The sequence below is a fragment of the Pseudomonas sp. TE3644 genome (assembly GCF_056278815.1).
In genome coordinates this window covers 318,240-342,712 of the sequence record NZ_JBWBQF010000001.1, presented here as the reverse complement: position 1 = coordinate 342,712, position 24,473 = coordinate 318,240, and the positions used below count along the sequence as shown (strand labels likewise).

At 62.2% G+C, this 24,473-nt stretch carries 24 protein-coding genes and 1 riboswitch; of the genes, 8 read left to right on the top strand and 16 right to left on the bottom strand.

Annotated features, from left to right (window positions below; genetic code table 11):
* Positions 1–78: 78 nt before the first annotated feature.
* From ACZ9GA_RS01470 to ACZ9GA_RS01450, 5 genes are all read right to left on the bottom strand, one after another.
* Positions 79–1,245, bottom strand: coding sequence for a T6SS phospholipase effector Tle1-like catalytic domain-containing protein (locus ACZ9GA_RS01470; protein ID WP_457357652.1), 1,167 nt, complete (start codon positions 1,243–1,245; stop codon positions 79–81).
* A gap of 187 nt (positions 1,246–1,432) precedes the next feature.
* On the bottom strand, positions 1,433–3,115 hold the full coding sequence (locus tag ACZ9GA_RS01465; RefSeq protein WP_457357654.1) for a fatty acid--CoA ligase: 1,683 nt from the start codon (positions 3,113–3,115) through the stop codon (positions 1,433–1,435).
* 219 nt (positions 3,116–3,334) lie between these two features.
* Positions 3,335–4,681, bottom strand: coding sequence for a glutamine synthetase family protein (locus ACZ9GA_RS01460; protein ID WP_457357656.1), 1,347 nt, complete (start codon positions 4,679–4,681; stop codon positions 3,335–3,337).
* Between the two features lie 21 nt (positions 4,682–4,702).
* Positions 4,703–5,260, bottom strand: a complete 558-nt coding sequence (locus tag ACZ9GA_RS01455) for a helix-turn-helix domain-containing protein (RefSeq protein WP_457357658.1) — start codon at positions 5,258–5,260, stop codon at positions 4,703–4,705.
* Between the two features lie 11 nt (positions 5,261–5,271).
* Positions 5,272–6,561, bottom strand: a complete 1,290-nt coding sequence (locus ACZ9GA_RS01450) for an NAD(P)/FAD-dependent oxidoreductase (protein WP_457357660.1) — start codon at positions 6,559–6,561, stop codon at positions 5,272–5,274.
* Between the two features lie 221 nt (positions 6,562–6,782).
* On the opposite strand from ACZ9GA_RS01450, the gene ACZ9GA_RS01445 reads away from it, so the two are divergent.
* The 3 genes from ACZ9GA_RS01445 (at position 6,783) to ACZ9GA_RS01435 (ending at position 9,638) form a co-directional block, all read left to right on the top strand.
* Positions 6,783–7,748, top strand: coding sequence for a 2-hydroxyacid dehydrogenase (locus tag ACZ9GA_RS01445; RefSeq protein WP_457357661.1), 966 nt, complete (start codon positions 6,783–6,785; stop codon positions 7,746–7,748).
* A gap of 51 nt (positions 7,749–7,799) precedes the next feature.
* Complete coding sequence (locus ACZ9GA_RS01440) at positions 7,800–8,795, top strand: methyltransferase (RefSeq protein WP_457357663.1); 996 nt, start codon at positions 7,800–7,802, stop codon at positions 8,793–8,795.
* 42 nt (positions 8,796–8,837) lie between these two features.
* Positions 8,838–8,962, top strand: a riboswitch (yybP-ykoY riboswitch).
* Between the two features lie 88 nt (positions 8,963–9,050).
* Positions 9,051–9,638, top strand: coding sequence for a TMEM165/GDT1 family protein (locus ACZ9GA_RS01435; protein WP_457357665.1), 588 nt, complete (start codon positions 9,051–9,053; stop codon positions 9,636–9,638).
* Positions 9,639–9,725: 87 nt separating this feature from the next.
* Here ACZ9GA_RS01435 and ACZ9GA_RS01430 read toward each other — a convergent pair whose 3' ends face one another.
* Genes ACZ9GA_RS01430 through ACZ9GA_RS01420 form a run of 3 tightly spaced genes read right to left on the bottom strand, consistent with a single transcriptional unit; the run spans position 9,726 to position 10,830 of the window.
* On the bottom strand, positions 9,726–10,346 hold the full coding sequence (locus ACZ9GA_RS01430) for an SOS response-associated peptidase (protein WP_457357667.1): 621 nt from the start codon (positions 10,344–10,346) through the stop codon (positions 9,726–9,728).
* Between the two features lie 35 nt (positions 10,347–10,381).
* Complete coding sequence (locus tag ACZ9GA_RS01425; protein ID WP_027979129.1) at positions 10,382–10,642, bottom strand: putative signal transducing protein; 261 nt, start codon at positions 10,640–10,642, stop codon at positions 10,382–10,384.
* Positions 10,642–10,830: a CPXCG motif-containing cysteine-rich protein gene (locus ACZ9GA_RS01420; protein ID WP_457357669.1), complete on the bottom strand. Its 189-nt coding sequence runs from the start codon at positions 10,828–10,830 to the stop codon at positions 10,642–10,644. The genes ACZ9GA_RS01425 and ACZ9GA_RS01420 overlap by 1 nt, the downstream gene beginning before the upstream one ends.
* A 101-nt stretch (positions 10,831–10,931) precedes the next feature.
* Between ACZ9GA_RS01420 and ACZ9GA_RS01415 the strand changes: the two genes are divergently transcribed.
* Both ACZ9GA_RS01415 and ACZ9GA_RS01410 read left to right on the top strand, forming a co-directional pair.
* Positions 10,932–12,098, top strand: coding sequence for a 1-acyl-sn-glycerol-3-phosphate acyltransferase (locus ACZ9GA_RS01415; protein WP_457357671.1), 1,167 nt, complete (start codon positions 10,932–10,934; stop codon positions 12,096–12,098).
* 178 nt (positions 12,099–12,276) lie between these two features.
* Entirely contained in the window at positions 12,277–12,483 is a 207-nt protein-coding gene (locus ACZ9GA_RS01410; RefSeq protein WP_457357673.1) for a hypothetical protein, read from the top strand.
* Between the two features lie 66 nt (positions 12,484–12,549).
* Here the strand turns inward: ACZ9GA_RS01410 and ACZ9GA_RS01405 are convergent, their stop codons facing one another.
* On the bottom strand, positions 12,550–13,134 hold the full coding sequence (locus ACZ9GA_RS01405; protein WP_457357675.1) for a YajG family lipoprotein: 585 nt from the start codon (positions 13,132–13,134) through the stop codon (positions 12,550–12,552).
* 779 nt (positions 13,135–13,913) lie between these two features.
* On the opposite strand from ACZ9GA_RS01405, the gene mqo reads away from it, so the two are divergent.
* Complete coding sequence (gene mqo, locus ACZ9GA_RS01400; RefSeq protein WP_457357677.1) at positions 13,914–15,425, top strand: malate dehydrogenase (quinone); 1,512 nt, start codon at positions 13,914–13,916, stop codon at positions 15,423–15,425.
* 164 nt (positions 15,426–15,589) lie between these two features.
* On the opposite strand, the gene ACZ9GA_RS01395 is transcribed toward mqo, so the two are convergent.
* The 3 genes from ACZ9GA_RS01395 to ACZ9GA_RS01385 form a co-directional block, all read right to left on the bottom strand.
* A complete protein-coding gene (locus ACZ9GA_RS01395; protein ID WP_027979135.1) occupies positions 15,590–15,877 on the bottom strand; it encodes a PA4642 family protein in 288 nt (95 codons plus the stop codon).
* Positions 15,878–15,945: 68 nt separating this feature from the next.
* A complete protein-coding gene (locus ACZ9GA_RS01390) occupies positions 15,946–16,416 on the bottom strand; it encodes a hypothetical protein (RefSeq protein ID WP_455921864.1) in 471 nt (156 codons plus the stop codon).
* A 136-nt stretch (positions 16,417–16,552) separates the two neighbouring features.
* Entirely contained in the window at positions 16,553–17,110 is a 558-nt protein-coding gene (locus ACZ9GA_RS01385; RefSeq protein ID WP_455921863.1) for a hypoxanthine-guanine phosphoribosyltransferase, read from the bottom strand.
* 164 nt (positions 17,111–17,274) lie between these two features.
* Between ACZ9GA_RS01385 and upp the strand changes: the two genes are divergently transcribed.
* Together upp and ACZ9GA_RS01375 are read left to right on the top strand one after the other, a co-directional pair.
* Entirely contained in the window at positions 17,275–17,913 is a 639-nt protein-coding gene (upp, locus tag ACZ9GA_RS01380; protein ID WP_027979138.1) for a uracil phosphoribosyltransferase, read from the top strand.
* A gap of 5 nt (positions 17,914–17,918) precedes the next feature.
* Complete coding sequence (locus tag ACZ9GA_RS01375; RefSeq protein WP_457357680.1) at positions 17,919–19,181, top strand: uracil-xanthine permease family protein; 1,263 nt, start codon at positions 17,919–17,921, stop codon at positions 19,179–19,181.
* Positions 19,182–19,476: 295 nt separating this feature from the next.
* On the opposite strand, the gene ACZ9GA_RS01370 is transcribed toward ACZ9GA_RS01375, so the two are convergent.
* From ACZ9GA_RS01370 to ACZ9GA_RS01355, 4 genes are all read right to left on the bottom strand, one after another.
* Positions 19,477–19,761, bottom strand: coding sequence for a hypothetical protein (locus ACZ9GA_RS01370; RefSeq protein WP_457357682.1), 285 nt, complete (start codon positions 19,759–19,761; stop codon positions 19,477–19,479).
* On the bottom strand, positions 19,758–22,373 hold the full coding sequence (locus ACZ9GA_RS01365; protein ID WP_457357684.1) for an S-type pyocin domain-containing protein: 2,616 nt from the start codon (positions 22,371–22,373) through the stop codon (positions 19,758–19,760). Before ACZ9GA_RS01365 ends, ACZ9GA_RS01370 begins: the two co-directional genes overlap by 4 nt.
* Before the next feature lie 102 nt (positions 22,374–22,475).
* A complete protein-coding gene (gene hemH, locus ACZ9GA_RS01360; protein WP_457357685.1) occupies positions 22,476–23,501 on the bottom strand; it encodes a ferrochelatase in 1,026 nt (341 codons plus the stop codon).
* A 13-nt stretch (positions 23,502–23,514) separates the two neighbouring features.
* Positions 23,515–24,417: a TIGR01777 family oxidoreductase gene (locus ACZ9GA_RS01355; RefSeq protein WP_457357687.1), complete on the bottom strand. Its 903-nt coding sequence runs from the start codon at positions 24,415–24,417 to the stop codon at positions 23,515–23,517.
* Positions 24,418–24,473 lie beyond the last annotated feature (56 nt).

Genomic DNA, 24,473 nt, shown 5'->3' with positions numbered 1-24,473 from the left:
GCTGCGCTGGCCCTTGTGGTCACTGAAGATCCCCAGCGAGGCGACGGGCCAGCGCAGCCTGGCGGCAGCGGCTACAGCTCAATGGCGGTGGCGCACGCGGATGCCGTCGACGGTGGGGGCGTTGATGCACAGGGCGCGGGTACCCAGGCGCGGGGCATTGCCTTGCAGGCCTGCCGGCTGGTTCCAGTGCGCGGAGACATGGATGTAGGTGAGCATCAGCAGACGCTCTTCGTCCGCGCTGAGCGCGAATTTTCCGGCCATGAAGCGCTTTTCCAACGCGTGCAGCTCAGTCGGCAAGGCATGCTCGGCCGTCGATGGTATCGCCTGCAATGGCACGCCGCCGGTCAGCGCCAAAGCATGCATCACCCTCAGGTACACGCGCGATAGCTCACCGCGCACTTCTCGCTGTAGTTGGGTAGCCGCATACACCTGCTTTTGCGGCGGCTGATTGCGCTCGGCGACCAGCGTTGCCGGGGGCGTGACCACCTGCAGCCAATCAGCGGGCCAACCCCGTGCCAGCCACAGCTGCCGCTCCTGATCGGCGTGGCGGTAGATGGACGTGGTGTGCACCTGAGTGCCGCCGCCCACGGTGAGTGCCTGCATGGGCCAGATCAACAGCTTCTCTTGCTCCAGGGCCAGGTAGCCGCCACCGATGTCGGCGTGGGCGCCCGGCACTTCGAGCTCGGTGTGCCCGTGGCACAACTGGGCCAGGGCAAAGTGCTGGCGGCGCTCGTCGCGGGCCACCAGCTGCACCACCCGGGGGAAGCGTGCGGGGTCCAGGTGCAGGTCCAGCTTCACCGCGCCAGCCACTGCCGCCACGGTGTCGAACAGGCCGATGAAGCCCATCTGCACGCCGGGCAGGCGAGCTAGCTGGTTGGCGCAGTGCCGCGCCGCCGCCGCGCCACGGCTGAAACCGAACAGGTCAACCGTGAGCGAGGTGTTTGCGGTGAGCCTCTGCCGCACTTGCGCCACGGCGTATTCGGAGCGCGCCAGGACACCGGTGCGCCCCCGTCCAAAGGCGCTGCCAATCAGGCTGTCCGCCTGGCCGGCGTCGGTGCCGATGCCTGGGACGTAGATCGCCTGCGCGCCGCTGTACAGCTGGCAAAGCTTGTGGATATTGGTAAACGCCGAGGCATGGCTGCCGCCGCGATCAGAGGGTGTGGCGTCATCGAACAGCGCGTTGGCAGCGTGGTTGCCGGTACCGTCGAAGAACAGCCCGATGCGCAGGGTTGTTGCGTGCGTCATGTTCATTCCCTTGTTTGGACAAAGGAATGAACAGTATCGAGGGGAGATGCGGTGCCGCTGTCAGCCGAATCAGCTCAGGGTGTAAGACCTGTAGCCGCTGCCGCCAGGCTGCGCTGGGCCTAAACCCCACTGGAGATCTCCAGCGTAAACACGGGCCAGCGCAGCCTGGCGGCAGCGGCTACAAGCGTCAGAGGGTGGACAACAGGCTGCTGTTGCTGGCCTGCCATTCGGCGATGTCCAGGCGGATCTTCTTCTTGTCCAGCTTGCCCACGCTGGTCTTCGGAATCTCCGGCACTACCGCGATCTGGCTGGGGATGGCCCATTTGTTGATGTGGCCCTGGGCAACGAACGGTTGCAGATGGTCCTTCAACCCCTGGGCATCGACGCTCTGCCCCTCGCGCACCACCAGCAACGCGAACGGCCGCTCGCCCCACTGTGCATCGGCGATGCCCACCACGGCCACCTCCTTCACGGCGGGGTGGCGGCTGACCAGGTCTTCGAGCTCCAGCGACGATACCCATTCACCGCCGGTCTTGATCACGTCCTTGATGCGGTCGCGAATGTCGATCACACCGTTGTCATCCAGGGTGGCGACGTCACCGGTGTGCAACCAGCCGCCTTTCCACAGCTCGGCGCCTTTTTCCGGTTCGCGGAAATAGCCCATGGTCAGCCACGGCGCGCGCAGCACCAGTTCACCCTGGGTTTCGCCGTCGTGGGGCAGGAAGTTGCCCTCGGCGTCGATGATCGCCGGTTCCACCAGCGGCACGGGCACGCCGGCCTTGATGCGGTAAGTAGTGCGATCGTCTTCCAGGCCCGCCAGCAGCTCTTCGGTGATGTGCGCCGCAGAGATCAGCGGGCAGGTTTCCGACATGCCGTACGCGGCGGTCAGCTGGATGCCACGCCCCTTGGCCGCTTCGTACAGGGCACGGTTCAGGGAGCTGCCACCGATGATGATCTTCCAGCCGCCGAAGTCCTGGCCCTGGCCGTTTTTGCAGTTGAGCAGCATCTGCAGGATGGTGGGCACGCAGTGGGAGAAGGTGACCTTCTCGCGCTGCCACAGGTTGAACAGCATGTCCGGCTCGTAACGCCCCGGGTAGACCTGCTTGATGCCCAGCATAGTGGCCACGTAAGGCACGCCCCAGGCATGCACGTGGAACATCGGGGTGATGGGCATGTACACGTCATTGGTGCCCATGAAGCGGGTGCTGTCGACGCTGCCGGTGACGGTGGCCAGGCTCAGGGTGTGCAGCACCAGCTGGCGGTGGGTGAAATACACGCCCTTGGGGTTGCCGGTGGTACCGGTGGTGTAGAAGGTGGTGGCGACCGAGTTTTCGTCGAAATCCGGGAAGTCATAGCTGGTGCTGGCGGCTGCCAGCAGTTGCTCGTACTCACCGACCAGATTCGGCAGCTCGGCGGTCTTCTCGGCACCGTCGGTCAGCAGGATGGTCTTCTCGACCGTGGTCAGGTGCGGTGCGATGGCCTGGTACAGGCCGACGAAATCACTGTTGACCAGCACCAGCTTGTCGTCGGCGTGGTTCATGGTGAACAGGATCTGCTCGGGTGAAAGCCTTACGTTCACCGTGTGCACCACGGCGCCAATCATGGGGATGGCGAACATCGCTTCCAGGTAGCGATGGCTGTCCCAGTCCATCACGGCCACGGTATCACCGGCCTTGACCCCTGCCTGGGTCAGCACGTTGGCCAGGCGCGCGATGCGCTCGGACAGCGTGGAATAGGTGTAACGCAGCTGATCCCGGTAGACAATCTCGCGGGTTTTCTCGTAACGGCGGCCCGACAACAGCAGCCGCTTGATCAACAGAGGGTATTGGTAAGCACCATCGGCCGGCGGAATTACGCGAGTCTGCATCATGAGGATCCCTATCTTGAGTGCAAAGGCATGGCAAATACTTTCACACTTTAGACCCTCTGTGGCACAGCATAATCATTGCGAGAAATGATTTCTGATGCTGGCGTTTCGCCCTTATCTTCCGTAGCCGCTGCCGCCAGGCTGCGCTGGCCCTATGCCCCACTGGGGATCTCCAGCGTAAACAAGGGCCAGCGCAGCCTGGCGGCAGCGGCTACAGGACGATCAGAGGAACCAGCGGTACTCGCGGGCGGCGATCTCGTCGAGGAACGCAAGGTGGTCCTGGCGCTTGTTTTCGCAGTACACCATCACGAATTCGCTGCCCAGGCCCTCACGTACCGCCGGGTGCCCCTGCATCTGCCGAACGGCATCCAGCATGTCCTTGGGAAAATCGATGCCGCTGTGGCGGTTCTCGTTCAGCGGTGCGATAGGCTCCAGCCCCACCTCCAGGCCATGCTCCATGCCGGTCAGGATCGCTGCCAGCACCAGATACGGGTTGGCATCCGCCCCGGCCAGGCGGTGTTCTATGCGCAGGTTGCGCGGGTCGGACTCGGGGATGCGGATGCATGCGTCACGGTCTTCGAACCCCCAACTGGCGCGGCTGGCGGCGTTGACCATGGCGCCGTAACGACGGAAGGCGTTGTGGTTGGCGGCGAAGATCGGCATGCAGTGGGGCAGCAAGGCCAGGCAGCCGGCCACCGCGTGGCGCAATGGCGCCTGATCCTGCGCGGCCAGCAGGTTGTCGCCCTTGTCATCGTAGAGGCTGACATGCACATGCATGCCGCTGCCGGGCGCGTGCAGGTAGGGCTTGCTCATGAAGCTGGCCCGGTGCCCGTGCTTGAGCGCCACGCCGCGGGTGCTGCGGCAGAACAGCGCCGCCCAGTCGGCGGCCCGCAGGCCATCGTCGCAGTGGGCGAAGTTGATTTCAAACTGGCCGGGGCCCAGTTCGGCGGTGATCACGTTGGCCTCCACGCCCTGCTCGTTGGCCGCCTCGACCATGTCGTGCAGCACAGGGGCGAAGCGTGACAGGCGCTCGATGTGCATGTTCGGTTGGTCGTCTTCATCGCCCGTGGCGCCGTCGCGGGGGAACTGCGGCAAGCCGTCCTTCAAGGCACGGTCGAACAGATAGAACTCCAGTTCGAACGCCACCACCGGGCGAATGCCCTTGCGGGCCAGGCGCTCCATTACCCGCGCCAGCACCTCGCGGGGCTCGAATTCGATGGGGGCCGTGGTGCCATCCGAGCTGATCAGCATCTGCCCCAACGCCTGCCCTTCCCAGCGCACCGGTTTGAGAGTGCCCGGGATCAGGCGGCGCGGCGCGTCCGGGTCGCCATCGTTGAAGCAGTAATCACCGATGGCATGCAGCCCGCCCTGGGCGCCCAGCAGCACGCAGTTCTGCGGCAGCTTCAGGGGGCTGCCGGCCGCCACCTTTTCCAGCATCTCGACCGGGTAACGCTTGCCGTAGAAATGCCCGGGGATGTCCAGGGCGATCAGGTCGACGTAACGCACCTGCGGGTGGCTGGCGCGGAAGGCGCGCACTTCACTGAGCAGGTCGGGATAGGCGGGGCTCATCGTTGTTGTCCTTGTTATCGATCAGTTGAACACCCAGAGCACTCGGGTGGCTGTGTCGGTGAGGTTGGCGTAGCGAAACTGGGCATGGGGCGGCAGCTGGAAGCTGTCGTTGGGGTACAGGGTCACGGGTGTGTCGTCACCGTCCAGCCACACGGTCAGCTCGCCTTCCAGCACGAAGGCGCCCTGCTCGGAGCTGTCGTTGAGGTGGCCTTCGCCACTGGTGGCGCCGGGTGCCAGGTGGCTTTCCAGCATGGAAAAGCCGCCGGCAATGGTCGGCGACGCCAGCACATCGGTGATGCCACCGGCGTAATACAGGGTGCGGCGCTCGCCAGGCCGGGTCACCCAACGCTGCGCCCGGGGCGTGTCCAGGGTGTAGAAATAGGTGGTGGGCACGCCCAGCGCCTCGCTGATGGCGGTCAGGTCGGCCACCGTGGGACGTGACAGGCCTCGCTCCACCTGGGAGAGGAAGCCCACCGAGCGATCGATGCGCTTGGCCAATTCGCCCAGGGTGAGGTTCTTGTGTTTGCGAAGGTCGCGAATCAGGATCGCCAGACCTTCGATTTCTGCCTGCATGTTCATCGTTGAATCCATTAAATGACGTCGCGTAACCGGTACCAGGCCTTGCCTGCGGCTTCCAGGGGGGCGGCCAGCCAGCGGCCGCCGGGGAAGCGCGGATTGTCGAGGGCCTGGTAGAGGTCGAGCAACCGCGAATCGCCGCCGATGGCATCGCTGACCGCCCGTGCTGCCGCCAGGGTGGGCAGTACGCCGTGGCCGGAAAAGCCCTGCAGCCAATAACACTGGCCATCGCGGCCGACGTCGGGGGTACGTTTCATGCTGATATCGATATGGCCGCCCCAGGCGTAGTCCAGCGCCACGCCCTTGAGCTGCGGGAAGGCGCGCTCCAGGTAGGGCCGGGTAGCCTGGGCGACGTCCTTGGGAATGCCGCCCAGGTAGGTGCAGCCACCGCCAAACAACAGGCGGTGGTCGGGGGTCAGGCGGAAGTAATCGGGCACGAACTGGTTGTCGATCACGCAGCTGTTGCGCGGCAGCAGTGACTGCGCCAGCGTCGGGTTCAACGGCTCGGTGGCCACCTGATAAGAGCCCACCGGCAGCACGCGGCTGGCGATACGCCGATCCAGGCCGTCCAGGTAGGCGTTGCAGGCCAGCACCAGCACCTGGCAACTGACCTCGCCCTGCGCGGTGCGGGCGACGAAACCGTGGCCGTCGCGTCGATAACCCAGCACCTGGCTTTGCTCGAACAGCTGGCCGCCGGCCTGCTCGATGGCGCCTGCCAGGCCATGGGCCAGCTTCAGCGGGTTGAGGTGGGCGCCGCGCGGGTCATACAACGCCGCGCGGTAGCGGGGGCTGTCGATCCACTGGCCCAGTTCATCGCGATCAATGAAGCGCACCTGTTCATCGCCCCATTTGCTGCGCGCTTCCTGCTGGGCCTCGCGCAACTGCGCCACACGGCTCTCGCGCACGGCCGTCCACAGGCTGCCCAGACGATAGTCGACGTCGAAACCATGGCGTGCCGGCAGGTCGCGCAGCTCTTCGCTGGCCCAGACCATGCTGTCCCACAGCTGCCGCGCCCGCGCCAGGCCCAGCCCGCGCTCCAGCGGGCCCATGTCGCACGACCAGCCCAGCAGCGCCTGCCCACCATTGCGCCCCGACGCCGCCCAGGCCAGGCGGCTGGCCTCCAGCAGCACCACGCGCTGGCCCGCCAACGCCAGCCTGAGCGCCGTGTGCAGGCCACTGAAGCCGCCGCCGATGATCAACACATCGGCCTGATGCGAGCCCTGCAAAAAGCGCCGCAGGGGCAGTGGCTGTGGATAAGTCTGGGCGTAATAACTATGCACGTGCTGCGCAGATTGCTTGAACATGGACCGGCCCGTGAATTTTTATTGATTTATTTTCATGAAAAACTAACAGCTAATTTTCATAAAGCCAACCCATTCTCAAATTCAGGTAGAGTCTGTAGCCGCTGCCGCGAGGCTGCGCTGGCCCCTGTTTACGCTGGAGATCTCCAGTGAAGCGTAAGGCCAGCGCAGCCTGGCGGCAGCGGCTACGGTGATGTTCATATTTCAAACAAGGAGTTCGACCGATGACCGATCTGCACCGCGCCGTGTTTCTCGACTACAGCTCGCTGGACCTGGGTGACCTTGACCTGACCCCGCTGCACCAGGCCTTCGGCACGCTGGAGCTGCATGGAGCCACCAGTCCCCAACAGGTCATCGAGCGCTGCCGCGACGCCCAGGTCATCATCACCAACAAGGTAGTGGTCAACGCCGAAACCATCGCTGCCTGCCCCGACCTGCAACTGATCCTGATCACCGCCACCGGCACCAACAACGTCGACCTGGCCGCCGCCCGCGCCCGCGGCATCGCCGTGTGCAACTGCCAGGGCTACGGCACGCCGTCGGTGGCCCAGCACACATTGATGCTGCTGTTGGCTTTGGCAACGCGCCTGCCGGACTACCAGAAAGCCATCGCCGCCGGTCAGTGGCAGCGTTCCAGCCAGTTCTGCCTGCTGGACTTCCCCATCGTCGAACTGGAAGGCAAAACCCTGGGCCTGCTTGGCCATGGCGAGCTGGGCGGCGCCGTGGCGCGCCTGGCCGAAGCGTTCGGTATGCGCGTGCTGCTGGGCCAACTGCCCGGCCGGCCGCCCCGCGAGGACCGCCTGGCCTTGAGCGAGCTGCTGCCCCAGGTGGATGCCCTGACCCTGCACTGCCCGCTCAACGACAGCACCCGCAACATGATCGGCGCCGCCGAACTGGCCCTGCTCAAGCCCGGCGCCTTTGTGGTCAACACCGCCCGCGGCGGCCTGATCGACGAGCAGGCCCTGGCCGATACCCTGCGCGCCGGGCACCTGGGCGGCGCCGCCACCGACGTGCTCAGCGTGGAGCCGCCGGTCAACGGCAACCCGCTGCTGGCCGACGATATCCCGCGCCTGATCATCACCCCGCACAGCGCCTGGGGCAGCCGCGAGGCGCGCCAGCGCATCGTCGCCCAAGTGGCCGAAAGCGCCCACGCGCATTTCAGCGGCACTGCGCTGCGCCAGGTCAACTGACCGGAGGCGGCTCTGGTAGAATCGCCGGTTTTTGACCAGGAGCCCCCCACCATGGACCCGCGCAGTGAAGTGCTGCTTCGCCAGGCCGACTTGTTCCAGGGCCGCCTGCTGCTGGCCGGCCTGCCCGCCGATGACCTGCTTGGCACACTGCCCGACGCCCATGGCTGGTGCTGGCACGCGGGCGATCACAACGCCCTGAGCGGGCGTTTTGGCCAGCGCAGCCACTTCGGCACCCAGGCGCCGGAAGGCGATTTCGACGCCGCCGTGCTGTTCCTGCCCAAGTCCCGGGAGCTTGCCAATTACCTGCTTAACGCCCTGGCTTCGCGCCTGGGTGGCAAGACGCTGTTCGTGGTGGGCGAGAAGCGCGGGGGTATCGAAGGCGCGGCCAAGCAGCTGCAAACCCTGGGCAAACCGCGCAAGCTCGACAGCGCCCGTCACTGCCAGCTGTGGCAAGTCACTATCGACACGGCCCCCGCCGCCGTCGAGCTGCACAGCCTGGCCCAGCGCTACGAACTGGCCCTGCCCGACGGCCCGCTGACGGTCATCAGCCTGCCCGGCGTGTTCAGCCATGGCCGCCTGGACCGCGGCACCGCCCTGCTGCTGGAGCACATCGACGAGCTGCCCAAAGGCCACGTGCTGGACTTCGGTTGCGGCGCCGGCGTGGTGGGCGCCAGCCTCAAGCGTCGTTACCCGCAAAGCCAGTTGACCCTGCTGGACGTGGACGCCTTCGCGGCGGCCAGCAGTCGCCTGACCCTGCAAGCCAATGGCCTGGAAGGCGAGGTGATCACCGGCGATGGCATCGATGCCGCACCGCTGTATCTGGACGCCATTGTCAGCAACCCACCGTTCCACACCGGCGTGCACACCAACTACCAAGCGTCGGAGAACTTGCTGAAAAAATCGGCAGAACATCTGAAAAAAGGTGGCGAACTGCGAATTGTCGCCAACAGCTTCCTGCGTTATCAACCGCTGATCGAAACGCATCTGGGCGCCTGTCGCACCCGCGCCGAAGGCCAGGGTTTCAAGATCTACCAGGCAACACGCTGAGTAAAATCTTCGCTTGCCCAAATGAAATTCCCTAGGCAGAATCCGCTCCGTCCTAGGGGAGTAGTCTCCCGCAAGCACCATCGCTTGCATGGCATGCGTCAACATACTTGGTCCACAGACCATGGCGCATGCGACCTCGCAGTCCGCATCAGACGGGCTCAGGGTTTGACAAGACCTATGACACGCACACCTTACCCGGGGCGGGGAGGCTGTACGTGTCATAGCCGTGTCGACCCGCCCCCATAGGAAATCCTGATGCTGGAATCACTTCTTGTCCCTACCGCGATCGTTGCCCTGGCGGAGATCGGCGACAAGACTCAATTGCTCGCCTTGATCCTGGCTGCGCGTTTCCGCAAGCCATGGCCGATCATTGCCGGTATCGTCGCCGCCACCCTTGCCAACCACGCCGCCGCCGGTGCCGTGGGGGCCTGGTTCGGCAGTTTCTTCTCCGATGCCACGTTGCACTGGATCCTGGCCGCCAGCTTCACCGCCACTGCGCTGTGGACCCTGGTGCCGGACAAAATGGACGACGACGAAGCCAGCACCGCGCGCAAGTTCGGGCCGTTCCTGACCACTCTGATTGCGTTCTTCCTGGCCGAAATCGGCGACAAGACCCAGGTGGCCACGGTGATGCTGGCGGCGCAATACCCGCACCTGCTGCTGGTGATTCTGGGTACTACCCTGGGTATGTTGCTGGCCAACGTGCCGGTGGTGTTGGCGGGTAACTTTGCTGCCGAGAAGCTGCCGTTGACGCTGATTCGTCGCCTGGCGGCAACCGCCTTCGTGGTGCTGGCGGTGGTAGCCGTGTACAAGGCCATGCAGATCAGCGGTTGGGTGGGCTGACGATCCGCGTTGCCTGCTGACGCCGCCTTCGGCAGCTGCTACAGAGGTTGTGTAGCAGCGGCCGACAGGCCGCGTCAGCAGCACCGCCTAAGCTGGGGTCAGGCACTCCGGCGCATTGAGCTTGGGATCGTTCACCAGGTTGGCCAGCGGCCTTTCGCGCAAGGCGATGGGGTTGCTGGCCAGCATCGATTGCAGCACCGGCAACGGCGTCTGTGGATCAAGCCAGGCAGCCTGCCCGGCCGCATCCAGAATCAGCGGCCTGCGCTGATTCATCGCCGCCTGGGTCACCACCGCCGTGCTCAACCACACCTGCTCCTGCACCGGATACGCCTCCCACACTGCCGCGAAAAACAGCGAGCTGCCCTCCCCCGGCGTCAGCCAGTACGGCCGCTTGCGCACATTGCCACGCCACTCATAAAAGCCGTTGGCCGGCAGCAGGCAGCGCCGCAGCCGCAAGGCCTCGCGGAACATCGGCTGTTCGGCGGCGGTTTCGGCGCGGGCATGGGCGGGGGTGCGTGACAGGTCGGTAAGCCACGGCGGGGTCAGGCCCCAGCGGGCGCGATCCAGTTGCAGCTTGCCGTCAAGGTTGCGCTGCATCAGCACCGAATCACCGGGCGAGATGTTCCATTGCGCCTGCTGATCGGCAGGGAAGCCGGGCAAGGCGGCGAAGGCCGGCGACCAGCGAAACAGCGCGTAACGTCCACACATGGGGCAAAAGACTCTTCAGATGACGGGCGCGCGGCTCAACACACCAGCACGCCCTGGAAACTATCCGGTTCTTCGCCCGGCAGCGGCAAGGCGGCATTGTACGCGGCGATGAGCTGACGTGCGTAGTCGGCCTGGTCATTGGCCACGGTCAGGCCCAGCAGGCCGATGGCCGGCAGGTCGCCGATACCGCCCACCAGGTCGCGCCCCACCAGGTGCGCGGCCACGCCTTCGCTGTCGAGCATGCCCAACAGCATTTCGGCTTCCAGCAGGCTTTCCGGATCATAAATACGTTGCATCAATCGTTCTCGCCCTTCACATCCAGCATCCACTCGCCATCGTGTACCTGCAATATGAACCGTATCGGCCTGCAGCACACCGAGCAGTCTTCCACGTATTCCTGATCGCCCCCGGACAAATCCAGCAGCACCGGAATCGTTTCACCGCAGTAAGGGCATTCGATGTCTTCGCTTTCCTGAAGCAGCATGGCCGTCTCCCGGTAGTGACTTGTGCGTATAATCGCCGGTCTATTTGAAGGGCTATAGTTGCGCCCTACTTCATTACCCTAGCCGTTTCCAACAAGAGAGCATGATGGGCGAATTCGATGCCATCCGACCGTACGACGACGCCGAAGTCCCTGCCGTTCTGGCACGACTGCTCAGCGACCCGGCGTTCCTCGATATCCTCACCCACTTCCGCTTCCCGCGCATGGCCGGTGCATTCGGCTGGCTGCTCAAACCTCTTATAGCTCATCGGCTGCGTCGCGAGTTCGCCGGCATCGAAAGTGTCGCCACCTTGCAGGATAAAGTCGAAGTCTACGTGGATCACACCATTGATCGTGCCACTGACGGTGTGACCTACACCGGCGTCGAGCAGTTCAAGTCCGGCAGTGCCTACCTGTTCCTGGCCAACCACCGGGACATCGTGATGGACCCGGCCTTCGTCAACTACGCCGTGTACCACGCCGGCCTGCCCACGCCGCGCATCGCCATTGGCGACAACCTGCTGCAGAAGCCCTTCGTCAGCGACCTGATGCGCCTGAACAAGAGCTTCATCGTGCACCGCTCCATCAGCGGCCGCCGCGAGAAGCTGGCGGCGTATCAGCTGCTGTCGGCGTACATCAACCATTCAATCCGCAATGACTGCCAATCGATCTGGATCGCCCAGGCCGAAGGCCGCGCCAAGGACGGTGACGACCGCACCGATTCGGCGATCCTGAAGATGTTCCACATGAGCCGCAAGGATGAAGCCTTCGGCGAAGTGATTCAGTCGCTGAACCTGACCCCGGTGTCGATCAGCTACGAGTACGACCCGTGCGACCTGGCCAAGGCCCGCGAGCTGTACACCCGCGCCACCACCGGCACCTACAAGAAGGCGCCGGGCGAGGACGACATCAGCATCGCCCAGGGCATCACTGGCTACAAAGGCCGGGTGCACATCAACTTTGCCCCGCCCATCAGCCAGGCGTTCGAGGATACCAAGCTGCTGGCGGCCGAGATCGATCGGCAGATCCTGGCGGGCTATCGCCTGTTCCCGGCGCACTACCTCGCGTATGCCCAGTGGGCCGATGCCGATGCGAGCCTGGCGGTGCCGGCGGCCAGCGAAGTGTTTGGTGCCGAGGAATTGGAAAAGGCACGTGCCGAGTGGGCACGTCGCCTTGAAGCATGCCCGGAAGAGCAACGTCCCTACCTGGTATTGCAATACGCCACCCCGGTGCGTAACCAGTACCGTGTGAAAGCCGGCTTGCCGCTGTAACCCCGTAGCCGCTGCCGCCACGCTGCGCTGGCCCCTGAGAACACTGAAAATCTTCAGTGAGGCACAGGGCCAGCGCAGCCTGCGGCAGCGGCTACAGGTTTAAACATTGACCTGCGTCACACCCCCGTCATCACAACCCGTCACTCTATGCTCCCTCGCCACTGCCACGGAGCTGGTCATGTTGCACGCACAGAATCAGGATCGTCTGTATCTGGTCACCCCAAGTGAAGAGCAGGAAGCTCTGATCAACGGCTTATCCTTCAACGTCCACGACCGCCACTGGCTGGTGTACTGCGCCCTGGCCGGCTGCGCCCACGACGATTGCCCGGAACTGGACGTCGAGACCGGCATCAGTTTCCTGGAGCTGTACGCCGAAGCCGCCTGAACCGCAGCCATGAAAAAGCCCGCGCCCCTGTGAAGGGACGCGGGCTTTTTTGTACCGCTGGGGTCATCAGTTACCCAGGGTGCGGCCGATGCTTGGGTCCTTGAACAGGCGAGTCAGGGCGTCGCTCAACACGTCGCTGACCAGCTTGGTGTTGGTGTCCACGTTCGGCGCCATGCCGAAACGCTGGTTCAGCGAAGCACCGTAGGCGCCAGCGTAGTGACGACCGTTGTTGTTCACGTCAGCACGGAAGTTGGCGCCAATGGTGGCCTCGGTCACGTACATGCCTTCCTTGGGCGACTGGTAGGTCAGGCTGGCCAGGGTCACGGTCAGCACCGGGGCACCGCCGGCGTTAGGCGTCGGGGTGTAGCCCAGCAGGCGCACGGCCGCTTCGGCCTGGGCCTGCAGCTTGGGGATCACGTCATTGGCGTTGACGGTCACCGCGCTGGTTTCCGGGTACAGGCCGCCACGGGTACCCAGGGTTGGCGATGGACGACCATCCACCACGCGAACCACCACTGGCTGGCCCTGGCCGACAGGAGCCAGTTGCGAGTTCAGCACGGGTTGCGGGCTGAGTTGCTGCGGACTGTTGGCGCACCCGGCCAAGGTCAGGGTGGTCACAGCGATCAAACCGAACAACAGGCGTTGCAACATGCTCATCTCTCCAGGAATAGGCATTGATAGGACGTCAGTATAACGGTGCCCGCGTGTCAGGAACCAGCGTTGCACCTAGTGGCGCAAATGTAGGAAAAGTCATCATGCTGGCAGCGGCCGTGCGACATAAGGGTGCGATAATCGGTCACGGCACCGCCGCTTGACCTTCGGCGCAAGAAAACTCCACGAATAAAGATCTTTTCTGCGCGTTTCATCGTTATAATCTCCCCCCGATTATAAGGACGTCTCCTGATCGGGCCCCGCAACACCGCTGATGCCCTGCATCCAGCCTCCCAAAGCCCACAGAGAGCCGCCCACACAGGCCATTGATGCCAGTGTGCCCGCGCTTTTCGGCACCCTCGCCCCTCGCTGGACCTGCCGCTGCCCCGCGTCTTCATGGCAGCCTTTTTGAGGTTCACGACTCCAAAAGAGCGTGAAAAAAACGGTTTTCACTACTTCACAAGAGTGTGGCGAGCAAATGAACAGTTTTGCATCTGTACATGCATTAACAACGTCCGGTTCAGCACCGTACGGTCGGCCGTGCCGCGCCTGCCTGTCAGGAGCCTGAGGTCGATTGATGGCAACGCGGGCGCATTGACCTTGGTCGAATTGCCCACCGGGTCCGAAAATGAGTTCATAGGGACTGGTTTGGACCGGTTGGTAGCGTCCGCACAAGCTTGCGATTTTTGCGAAAAGTCGGACATGGCACTCCTGGCCTGCTGATGTGTACCGGGAAGCCGTGCTGTCAATTTGGTGCTGAAGATTTTGGAGACGCGTTAATGGCGCATAACGAAGCAGTCGACGTGGTATTGGTAGGGGCCGGCATCATGAGCGCCACCCTGGCCGTACTGCTCAAAGAGCTGGACCCCACGATCAAGCTGGAAGTCGTCGAGCTGATGGACTCCGGTGCCGCGGAAAGTTCCAACCCGTGGAACAACGCCGGTACCGGCCATGCCGGCCTTTGCGAGCTGAACTACACGCCGCAGGCCAAGGACGGTTCGGTCGACATCAAGAAAGCCGTGCACATCAATGCGCAGTTTGAAGTGTCGAAGCAGTTCTGGGCCTACCTGGCCAAGCAAGGCACCTTCGGCTCGGCCCGTGCCTTCATCAACCCGGTTCCGCACCTGAGCTACGTCGAGGGCGACAAGGGCATCGACTTCCTGAAGAAGCGTTACGAGATGCTCAAACAGCATCACGCCTTCGCCGACATGGAGTACACCGAAGACAAGGCCACCATGAACCAGTGGATGCCGCTGATGATGCCCGGTCGCCCCGCCGACCAGGCCATCGCCGCCACCCGCGTGATGCATGGCACCGACGTCAACTTCGGCGCCCTGACCAACAAGCTGCTCAAGCACCTGGCCAGCGGCCCCGATGCCCAGGTCAAGTACTGCAAGCGCGTCACCGACCTGACCCGCAACGGCAGCGGCTGGACCGTGACCATCAAGGACGTCAACACCGGCAACAGCCGTAAAGTCGACACCAAGTTCGTCTTCCTGGGCGCCGGCGGCGCCGCCTTGCCGCTGCTGCAGCAGTCGGGCATCGAGGAAGGCAAAGGCTTTGGCGGCTTCCCGGTCAGCGGCCAGTGGCTGCGTTGCGACAACCCGGAAGTGGTCAAGCACCACCAGGCCAAGGTCTACAGCCAGGCCGCGGTGGGTTCGCCGCCCATGTCGGTGCCGCACCTGGACACCCGCGTGGTGGACGGCAAGACCTCGCTGCTGTTCGGCCCGTACGCCGGCTTCACCACCAAGTTCCTCAAGCATGGCTCGTTCATGGACCTGCCCAAGTCGGTGCGTGCCGGCAACATCGGCCCGATGCTGGCCGTGGCGCGGGACAACATGGACCTCACCAAGTACCTGATGAGCGAAGTGATGCAGTCCATGGAGCAGCGCCTGGAATCCCTGCGCCGCTTCTACCCCGAGGCCAAGGCCGAAGACTGGCGCCTGGAAGTGGCTGGCCAGCGCGTGCAGATCATCAAGAAAGACGCGAAGAAAGGCGGCGTGCTGCAGTTCGGTACCGAGCTGGTGTCGGCAGCCGACGGCTCGCTGGCGGCCCTGCTGGGCGCCTCGCCTGGTGCTTCGGTGACCGTGTCGATCATGCTGGAACTGATCGAGCGCTGCTTCCCCGAGAAGTACCGTTCCGAGGCCTGGACCACCAAGCTCAAGGAAATCTTCCCGGCCCGCGAAAAAGCCCTGGAAACCGACGCGGCGCTGTACCGCCGTGTCAGCGCCCAGAGCGATGCGGCGCTGGAGTTGGCCCCGCAGGCCAACGCGGAAGAGCACTACGCCTGACCCTGCCGCCTGAAACTTTGTGGGAGCGGGCTCTGCCCGCGAAAAGAGCACCGCGCTGCGTCAGATACACGGCGGCGCAGTCTTCGCGGGCAGAGCCCGCTCCCACACAGATCAAGCGCATAAAAAAACGCCCTTCGGGGCGTTTTTTTATGGGCGGGCCACCATCAGCCGCGGGCTTTCTCGATGATCTCGATGTACTCGGGCGCGTTGCGCTGGTCACGGATCAGGGCGACGAAATCATTGCCGTGCTCGTCCTTGCCGCTCAGGTCGTAACCGGCCTCCAGGAAGAAGCCGACAAAACGCTCGAAGTCGTCGATACGCAGGCCACGGTAAGCCTTGATCAGCTTGTGCAGCGACGGCGAAGTGGCGTCGACCGGTTCGAAATCCAGGAACAACTTGATCTGCTCGTCGCCGATCTCGTCACCAATCAGCTGCTTCTTGTCTTTACGCATTGCCCACTCCAACTAGCTATCGCGGTCATTTCACGGGACAGCGAGTTTACCCCCCGCAGCCAGACGGCTCAACGCGCGCGTACGGCGCCGGTGTGCAGGTCGGCCCAGATATGGCCATTGGGGTAGGTGAGGAACTGCACATACACAGTGTCATTGCGCAGCAAATCCATGATGGTGCGGTACTGGCCCAGGGGATAATTCAGGGTCAGGGTCTTGCTGCCTTCGTCATACGCGGGCTTTTTCAGGCTTTTGCTTTCGGCATCGAAGGTCAGCAGCACCTGGCCGATGGTAGCGCCCTTGTTCAGCGGTTTGCCTTTGAGCCGCACGGTGACCGAAGAGGTAACCGGGATGGGTTGCTGGCTGGACAGGCGCTGATTGCCGACCACCACGGAAAATTCGGTGATCTGCAGCAATTGCTGTTGGTCAGGCTGTTCCTTGCGCAGGGCCAGGTCGTCTGGCGGCAGGAACTGGGAATGCATGGGGGCGGCGGCGAGGGGCAGACTGGACAGCAGGACAAGTGCAGCAATCATCAAACGCATGGGCGAGCTCCTGAAGGGCAGCCCAGCACTCTAGCACGTTAATTTGTGTTGCTGCCTTCGCGGACACAGTCCGCTCCTACAGATACCGCGCAACCCTGTAGGAGCGGGCCGTGCCCGCGAAAAGGGCGACGCGGTATTACATGCCTTTCACAGCATAGATACCCGCAGCATTGCGCCAGTAACCCTTGTAGTCCATGCCATAACCGAAGATATAACGGTCGATGCACGGCAGCCCCGAGTAGGTAGGCTTCAGGCCCGGGCTGGCCTTGCGATCATGTTCCTTGTCGATCAGCACCACGGTATGCACAGCACGCGCGCCGGCATGCTTGCAGAAGTCGATGATCGCGCTCAGGGTGTGACCTTCATCGAGGATATCGTCGATGATCAGCACATCACGGTCGATGAACGACACTTCCGGCTTGGCCTTCCAGAACAGGTCGCCGCCGCTGGTTTCGTTGCGGTAGCGGGTGGCGTGCAGGTAGCTGGCTTCCAGCGGGAACTTCAGCTGGGTGAGCAGTTTGCCGGCGAAGATCAGGCCGCCGTTCATCACGCAGAACACCACCGGGTTGCTGTCGGCCATTTCAGCCGTGATCTGGGCGCCGACACGGACAATGGCCGCCTCTACTTCAGCTTCGGTGTACAGGCAGTCGGCCTCGTCCATGACTTGACGGATGTGCTCGAGATCAGCGGACATGACGCTCTCCAAAGGGGGGGTGGTCTGAGAAAAGCGGGCAAAGGTACGCATCCGCCCGGCACAGATCAAGCTTTTCTGGACTAACGTCCAGTATGTCTGCACGACAGTGCCACCTGAATAGATTAATCTAGCGCGGTTTTTTTGCCCGCCCGGAGTCTTTCCCCATGCCAATCCTCGAGATTCGCCACCCGCTGATCCGCCACAAGCTCGGCCTGATGCGCCGTGCCGACATCAGCACCAAGAACTTTCGCGAGCTCGCCCAGGAAGTCGGCGCGCTGCTGACCTATGAGGCCACCAAGGACTTGCCCCTGGAAACCTACGACATCGACGGCTGGTGCGGTACCGTCCAGGTCGAGAAAATCGCCGGCAAGAAGATCACTGTCGTGCCTATCCTGCGCGCCGGCATCGGCATGCTGGAAGGTGTGCTCAGCCTGATCCCGGGCGCCAAGGTCAGCGCCGTGGGCGTAGCCCGCAACGAAGAAACCCTGGAAGCCCACACCTACCTGGAAAAACTCGTCCCCGAAATCGACGAGCGCCTGGCCATGATCATCGACCCGATGCTGGCCACCGGCGGTTCCATGGTCGCCACCATCGACCTGCTGAAGAAAGCCGGCTGCAAGGACATCCGCGCCATGGTGCTGGTAGCCGCGCCCGAAGGCATCGCCGTGGTCGAGAAGGCCCACCCGGACGTGAAAATCTACACCGCCTCGGTTGACGAGCGCCTGAACGAACACGGCTACATCATCCCGGGCCTGGGCGACGCCGGCGACAAGATCTTCGGCACCAAGCAGAAGGACGCCTGAGCATCATGACCGACGAGTTCAACGACCCGCTCTGGCGCCAGATCCTCTCCGGTGCGCAAATGCTCTTCGTGGCATTCGGCGCACTGGTATTGATGCCGCTGATTACCGGCCTGGATCCCAACGTAGCGCTGTTTACCGCAGGTCTGGGGACTTTGCTATTCCAGATCGTCACCGGCCGCACCGTCCCGGTGTTCCTGGCGTCGAGCTTCGCCTTCATCACCCCCATCATCCTCGCCAAGGGCCAGTTCGGCCTGGCCGAGACCATGGGCGGGGTCATGGCCGCAGGCTTCGTGTACACCTTCCTGGGCCTGGCCGTGAAGATCAAGGGCACCGGTTTCATCGACCGCCTGCTGCCACCTGTGGTCATTGGCCCGGTGATCATCTCCATCGGCCTGGCCATGGCGCCGATCGCCGCCAACATGGCCATGGGCAAGGCCGGTGACGGCACCGAACTGCTGCCGTACAGCACCGCCATGTTCATCTCCATGCCGGCGCTGCTCACCACCCTGATCGTCGCCGTGTTCGGCAAGGGCATCTTCCGCCTGGTGCCGATCATCGCCGGCGTGCTGGTGGGCTTTGCCCTGTCGTTCGCCTTCGGCGTGGTCGACACCGCCAAGATCGCCGCCGCCTCCTGGCTGGCCCTCCCGCACTTCACCGCGCCGGCGTTCAACTGGCAGGCGATCCTGTTCATCGTGCCCGTCGCCCTGGCGCCGGCCATCGAACACATCGGCGGCGTCATCGCCGTGGGCAGCGTCACCGGCCGCGACTACCTGAAAACCCCGGGGCTGCACCGTACCCTGCTGGGCGACGGCATCGCCACCACCGCGGCCGGCCTGTTCGGCGGGCCGCCCAACACCACCTACGCCGAAGTGACTGGCGCGGTGATGCTGACCAAGGCCTACAACCCGAAAATCATGACCTGGGCGGCGATCTTCGCCATCAGCCTGGCGTTCATCGGCAAATTCGGCGCCCTGCTGCAAAGCATCCCGGTGCCGGTCATGGGCGGCATCCTGTGCCTGCTGTTCGGCTCCATCGCCGCGGTGGGCATGAACACCCTGATCCGCCACAAGATCGACCTCAGCGAAGCGCGCAACCTGGTGATTATCTCGGTGACGCTGGTGTTTGGTATTGGTGGCGTGCTGATCGGCACCGGTACCGGGCCGCATGACTTTGGTTTGAAGGGGATCGCGCTGTGCGCCGTGGTGGCGATTGCGTTGAACCTGATTCTGCCGGGGCATGGGGATTGGAAGGAGAAGGTTGGGGAGTGAGGTAGGGTCCTGATCTGTTGCTGTATTTGACGCCGCTATCCGCAATTAATGGGATGGCGGCGTTTTAATTTTCAAATTGCGCAGAGGTAATCGCCTTGTCCAAACTCAATGAGACTGAAATCGAAGAACAATCCATTCAGGGTTATCTCCCTTTCCCTTGAACAACTAGACGCGATCCGAGAAGCTAGCTCAGCCTCCTCGACCCTGGATAAGCTGTTCATAGAAAAACTGTTCAACTGAATATCCAGTCCGCCGTGCCGAGCCAGCGTATAGGCATTCAATCTGCGTTAGCCTATCAAGCCACGCGCCCCCCGTCACCACCTTCATTGAAATGAGAAATATCCACAGGACTCCAATTTACGCCTTTAACATATCTCCCACCATTCGCAGCGTGCTGAATCACACCTCGCTCTTTCAAATCACCCACCAACTTTAAAACGTCGACGTTATCCATCTTCTGGCTGCGATACCATGTCAACATCCGGTCGATATGCGGATAATCAACTCCATTCTTCAAGCCTGCCAAAAACCGAACGACCTCCTCAGGCGACAACCCATCCACAATTGCTTTCAAATTCATAACCCGTACTCCTGTTCCATTTGCTTCAGAGCTGCCTCTTCAGCCTCGCGCGTATACAATAGCGAAGGGTCATCCGAGAGTTGGTAATCTTCCAGTGTAGCTGCATGCGCACTATTCCATATGGCATCATCTTTAGGATCGACTCCGTCAGCCACTCCTAAATTACGATATCGCTGCAGCTCTCGAATCTCATGAGTATAGTAACGCCTATCCACATCTGTCACTTCAAGGCGACCTTCTGCTATGGCAGCCAGCCGTTCAATCATTACTGCATTATCAGCAGTATCGCCAAATCTAGCCGTGTGAATTCTGACCAATTCGACTCCTTCAATCTGTATTTCTGCACTGCGCCAGTCGAGCTTCTCAACCGGACCACCAGCCTTTCTTGCTAAGTACTTTCGCTTGCTATGTTCGCCAGTAGTGTCGGTTTCCCCGTATGGACTGCTGAACACCACCAACAATGGCGGCAGCCCAGAGTCTTTTGGAAAAACCAGGATGATGCTCTGAGTACCCTCTATCTGGTGCGAGGGCAGCCGTTCAGCTTCAATAACAACAGGCTCAAGTGATACACCTTCATATTTCGGATTTTCCACGGGAAGCTCGCCAGGCGTCGTCGTGGATGAAGGAATGTCACCACCGGGCGGTGCCATCGGTGTAAACGTAAAAGTACGCGAGGGTGAGTCCATTTTCACCGTAAAGACATTCTGGGCTGCGTCGAATTTCGCAGCCAAAACCTTCGCAGTGCTGGGAACAACATGACCATCCGGTTTAACAACCGAAACCCGAGCTTTATCCCCGACCCAATCAGTAACCAGCGTGTAGGGCAGCTCGATCACGCCACCCGCAGCGCTGATCCCCTGTATGTCGAGATTCTCAACGGGCATCACATCTGACAAAGGTGTAGTGATGGAAAAGGAGCGTTCGTTTTTCCCGACTATGACTGCCGCTGCCACAACGAAGACCCCAACCACCACTCCCGCTACTACAATTGGGGAGCCCAGTACAGAAAGCACTGCGCCAGTACCGGCAACGAGCGTGGCAACCGCCGTCCGAATAGCACCCTGTAATACTGCGCTGGATGCTGCGGACAATAAAAGCTGCCGCCCACCCGCTTGAGCAAAGGTGGGAACCCCTGCTGCTGCGCCGTATGAATAGGTGTTTCGTTGAAGCGCCTCTGCTTGTTGTGCTTGCTGCTCAGCCGCCACTCGCGCCGCTTCTTGCGCCTGCTGTTCCGCCGCCACCCGCGCCGCTTCTTGCGCTTGCTGTTCCGCCGTAATCCGCGCAGCCTCGGCTGTGACAACATTCTGGAGAAGTGCAGAGTCCCGCTGGGCTCGACCCAGTAGTTCAGATATGGCACTCCCACATTCAGTCAGGTAACGAGCACACTCGCTATTGTAAATAGAAGCGTGATAATCAGCCCACCTAGCGCCTACAATCTTCGCGGACTGCCAGTCCACGAGATTTTTGAGACCTGCCAACTCCAACTTCGCGAGTGGCGGCGTGATGGAAGGGTTTGGCTTGCTCGCGGGAGGAACAATAGCTGCTTGATACTGTGCGGCAAGCTCGGCAAGAGCATGCCGGTCTGCTTCCAAAGCTTGCGTTAAATGAGACTCAGGGGTAGAGCTGGTCTTGGCGACCACTGCCGCCTGCAGAAAAGCCGGTAACACTTGAAACACCAGTCGATGCTCGAATTTGATCGCAGCCAATCGACGCTCAAGCGTATGAACCTGGGAGCTATTATCTCCCGGCACTCCCTGCTCGATCTGATACTGCCGCTCCGCAATTTCCGGTAGCTTCCGGATGAGCAGGCGACTCGATTCAGACACAAGATTCAGATCTTGGGCTGCACGATAGGAGCGTTCCCACTCTTGGAAGTTGGCTCGCAAGGCCTCGGGGGAAGACAGCCCATTCTTCTCGATCATGCGACTCAGATATTGATGACTAAGCTGATAAATCGGGTTGTTATTAAAAAACTGATGCGCCAATGGTAATTTGGCGAGGTATTGATTTTGCTTTTCTGCTGCCATCTCGGAAACAATGACGTATTCCCGGATAATGCCTTCCCTAGGGGATAGGGCAGGGACATTGTTGGCAGCCTTGGCAGTACTGACGGCCTCATCAATTTGCCTTGGAACATCCACCCTGAGCGGAGCGTACTCAGCGTCCAAATGCTTGATAAGGTCGCTTTGTTCACTACCCATAATGTCATGGATAGTCGCCTCTTGCCGTCGAGGAATTGTCCCGCCCCCTGTTCCTCGATGTGGTCCCTCGTAAGGTCCCCAAGGGGTATTCCCAAATCCCGCACCTCCGCCCCCCGGACCTCCACCACCCGCACCTAGGTAAGACCTCGCGGGCGGATTTGCGGTTATGTAAACCCCCTCGTCCATATGCAATGTCTCGCCGGGCTTCCATTGACTCATATAACGCTCCATTTCTGTTCGAATTCCAGAGCGATGTTGAGCGTTCACAGGGCGTGTGTATGCGAGACGCTTCTTACTGCAAGGCGAGATTTTTCTGTAGAGGAAGTGAGATAAATGGATCTTGAAGCGCTGAAATTTCCTACACACATCCGAACCTTTTAACAGTTCAAAAGCTGAGGTAATCAGGGACATGCCTCATTCACCGTTACCACCGGGCTGCACTGGTCTCGCGCCTACACCAAAGATCTACAGCGTAAACGAGGGCCAGCGCAGCCTGGCGGCAGCGGCTACAGGTCAAGCCATCGCGGGCGCCCGTTCGCACAACACATTCAAAGCTTGCCCCCACTGCAGGTTGTCATTCAGACAAGGCACCAATACCAACTCCTCGCCCCCTGCCTCGATAAATTGCTCCCTGCCCCGGTCACCAATCTCCTCCAACGTCTCGATGCAATCGGCGACGAACGCCGGGCACATCACCAGCAAGCGTTTCACCCCTTGCTTGGCCAGCTCATCCAGGCGTGCCTCGGTGTAGGGTTCGATCCACTTGGCTCGGCCCAACCGCGATTGGAACGACACTGACCATTTGCCGTCAGGCAGCCCCATTTTCTCGGCGAAGGCTGCGGCAGTGCGCATGCATTGCGCGCGGTAGCAGGTGGCAAGCACTGCCGGCGAGGCATTGCGGCAGCAGTCGGCGTCCTTGAAGCAATGGCTGCCGGTAGGGTCGAGCTTGGTGAGGTGGCGCTCCGGCAGGCCATGGAAGCTGAGCAGCAGGTGATCGAACGACTGCTCCAGGTGCGAGGAGGCGCTGGCCACCAGGGCGTCGATGTACTCGGGCTGGTCGTAGAACGGCTGCAGCAGCTTGAATTGCACGGGCAGCTTTTTCTCCTGCACCACTTTCTTCGCTTCCTCGATCACCGTGGTCACGGTGCTGTCGGCGAATTGTGGGTACAACGGCGCCAGGGTGATGGTGCGCACGCCTTGGGAGGCCAGGCGGGTGAGTACGGTATTGAGCGATGGCTCGCCGTAGCGCATGGCGATTTCCACCGGGCCGTGGGTCCACTGTTCGCGCATCACCGCTTCCAGGCGGCGGGTGAGGACGACCAGCGGCGAGCCTTCGTCCCACCAGATGCTGGCGTAGGCGTGGGCGGACTGTTCCGGGCGCTTGATCAGGATCAGCGACACCAGCAGCCGACGCACCGGCCACGGCAGGTCGATGACGTAGGGGTCCATCAGGAACTGGTTGAGGTAGCTGCGCACGTCGGCCACCGAGGTTGAGGCCGGCGAACCCAGGTTGACCAGCAGCAGGGCATGATCGGTCATGCAACGTCCTATTTCAGAGGCGCGGGGCAAGGTCGCCCAGCGCCGATTGCAGATCGTTGAAGCGGAAGGTGAAGCCCGCCGCCAACAGTCGCACCGGGCGGGCCCGTTGGCCGCCCAGCAGTAAGTCCGACATTTCGCCCAACCCCACGCGCAGCACCAGCCCCGGCAGGGGCATGAACGCGGGACGGTGCAGGGCCCGCCCCAGGCGCCGGGCAAACTCGCGGTTGCGCACCGGCTCGGGGGCGCAGGCATTATAAGGTCCGCTGGCGTCGGGCTTGTTCAAAAGAAAATCAATCAGGGCGATTTGATCGTCGATGTGTACCCAGGGCATGAACTGCCGACCGCTGCCGATGGGGCCGCCCAGGCCCAGTTTGAACGGCAGCTTGAGGCGCTTGAGCATGCCGCCTTCAGGCGCCAGCACCAGGCCGGTACGCAGCAACACAACGCGCATGCCCAGTTCTTCAGCGCGCACCGCCGTCTCTTCCCAGGCAATGCACAGGTCACTGGCAAAATCCTTGCGCACCGGCTGCGACTGCTCGGTGAGTTCACGCTCGCCGCCGTCGCCGTAGTAGCCCACGGCCGAGCCGGACAACAGGACGGCCGGGCGCTGTTGCCGTGTTTCCAGCCAGGCGAGCAGTTTTTCGGTCAGGCCGATGCGGCTTTTCCACAGCAACTGGCGGCGCTTTTCCGACCACGGCCGGTCCGCGATCGGCGCCCCTGCCAGGTTGATGATGGCGTCCACCGACTCTTCACCCAGGTCATCCAGGCGACCAATACCGCGCACTTCACGGCCACACAAACGGGGCACACTGGCAGGATCGCGACTCCATACGGTGAGCATATGACCTTGCGCCAGCCACTGCTGGCAGAGCCTGCGACCGATGAGGCCCGTACCGCCGGTCAGCAAAATGTGCATGACAGCTTCCTCCTGTGGCGTTGACTGCAAATCGCTAGTCTATTTTTAAGTAGAGA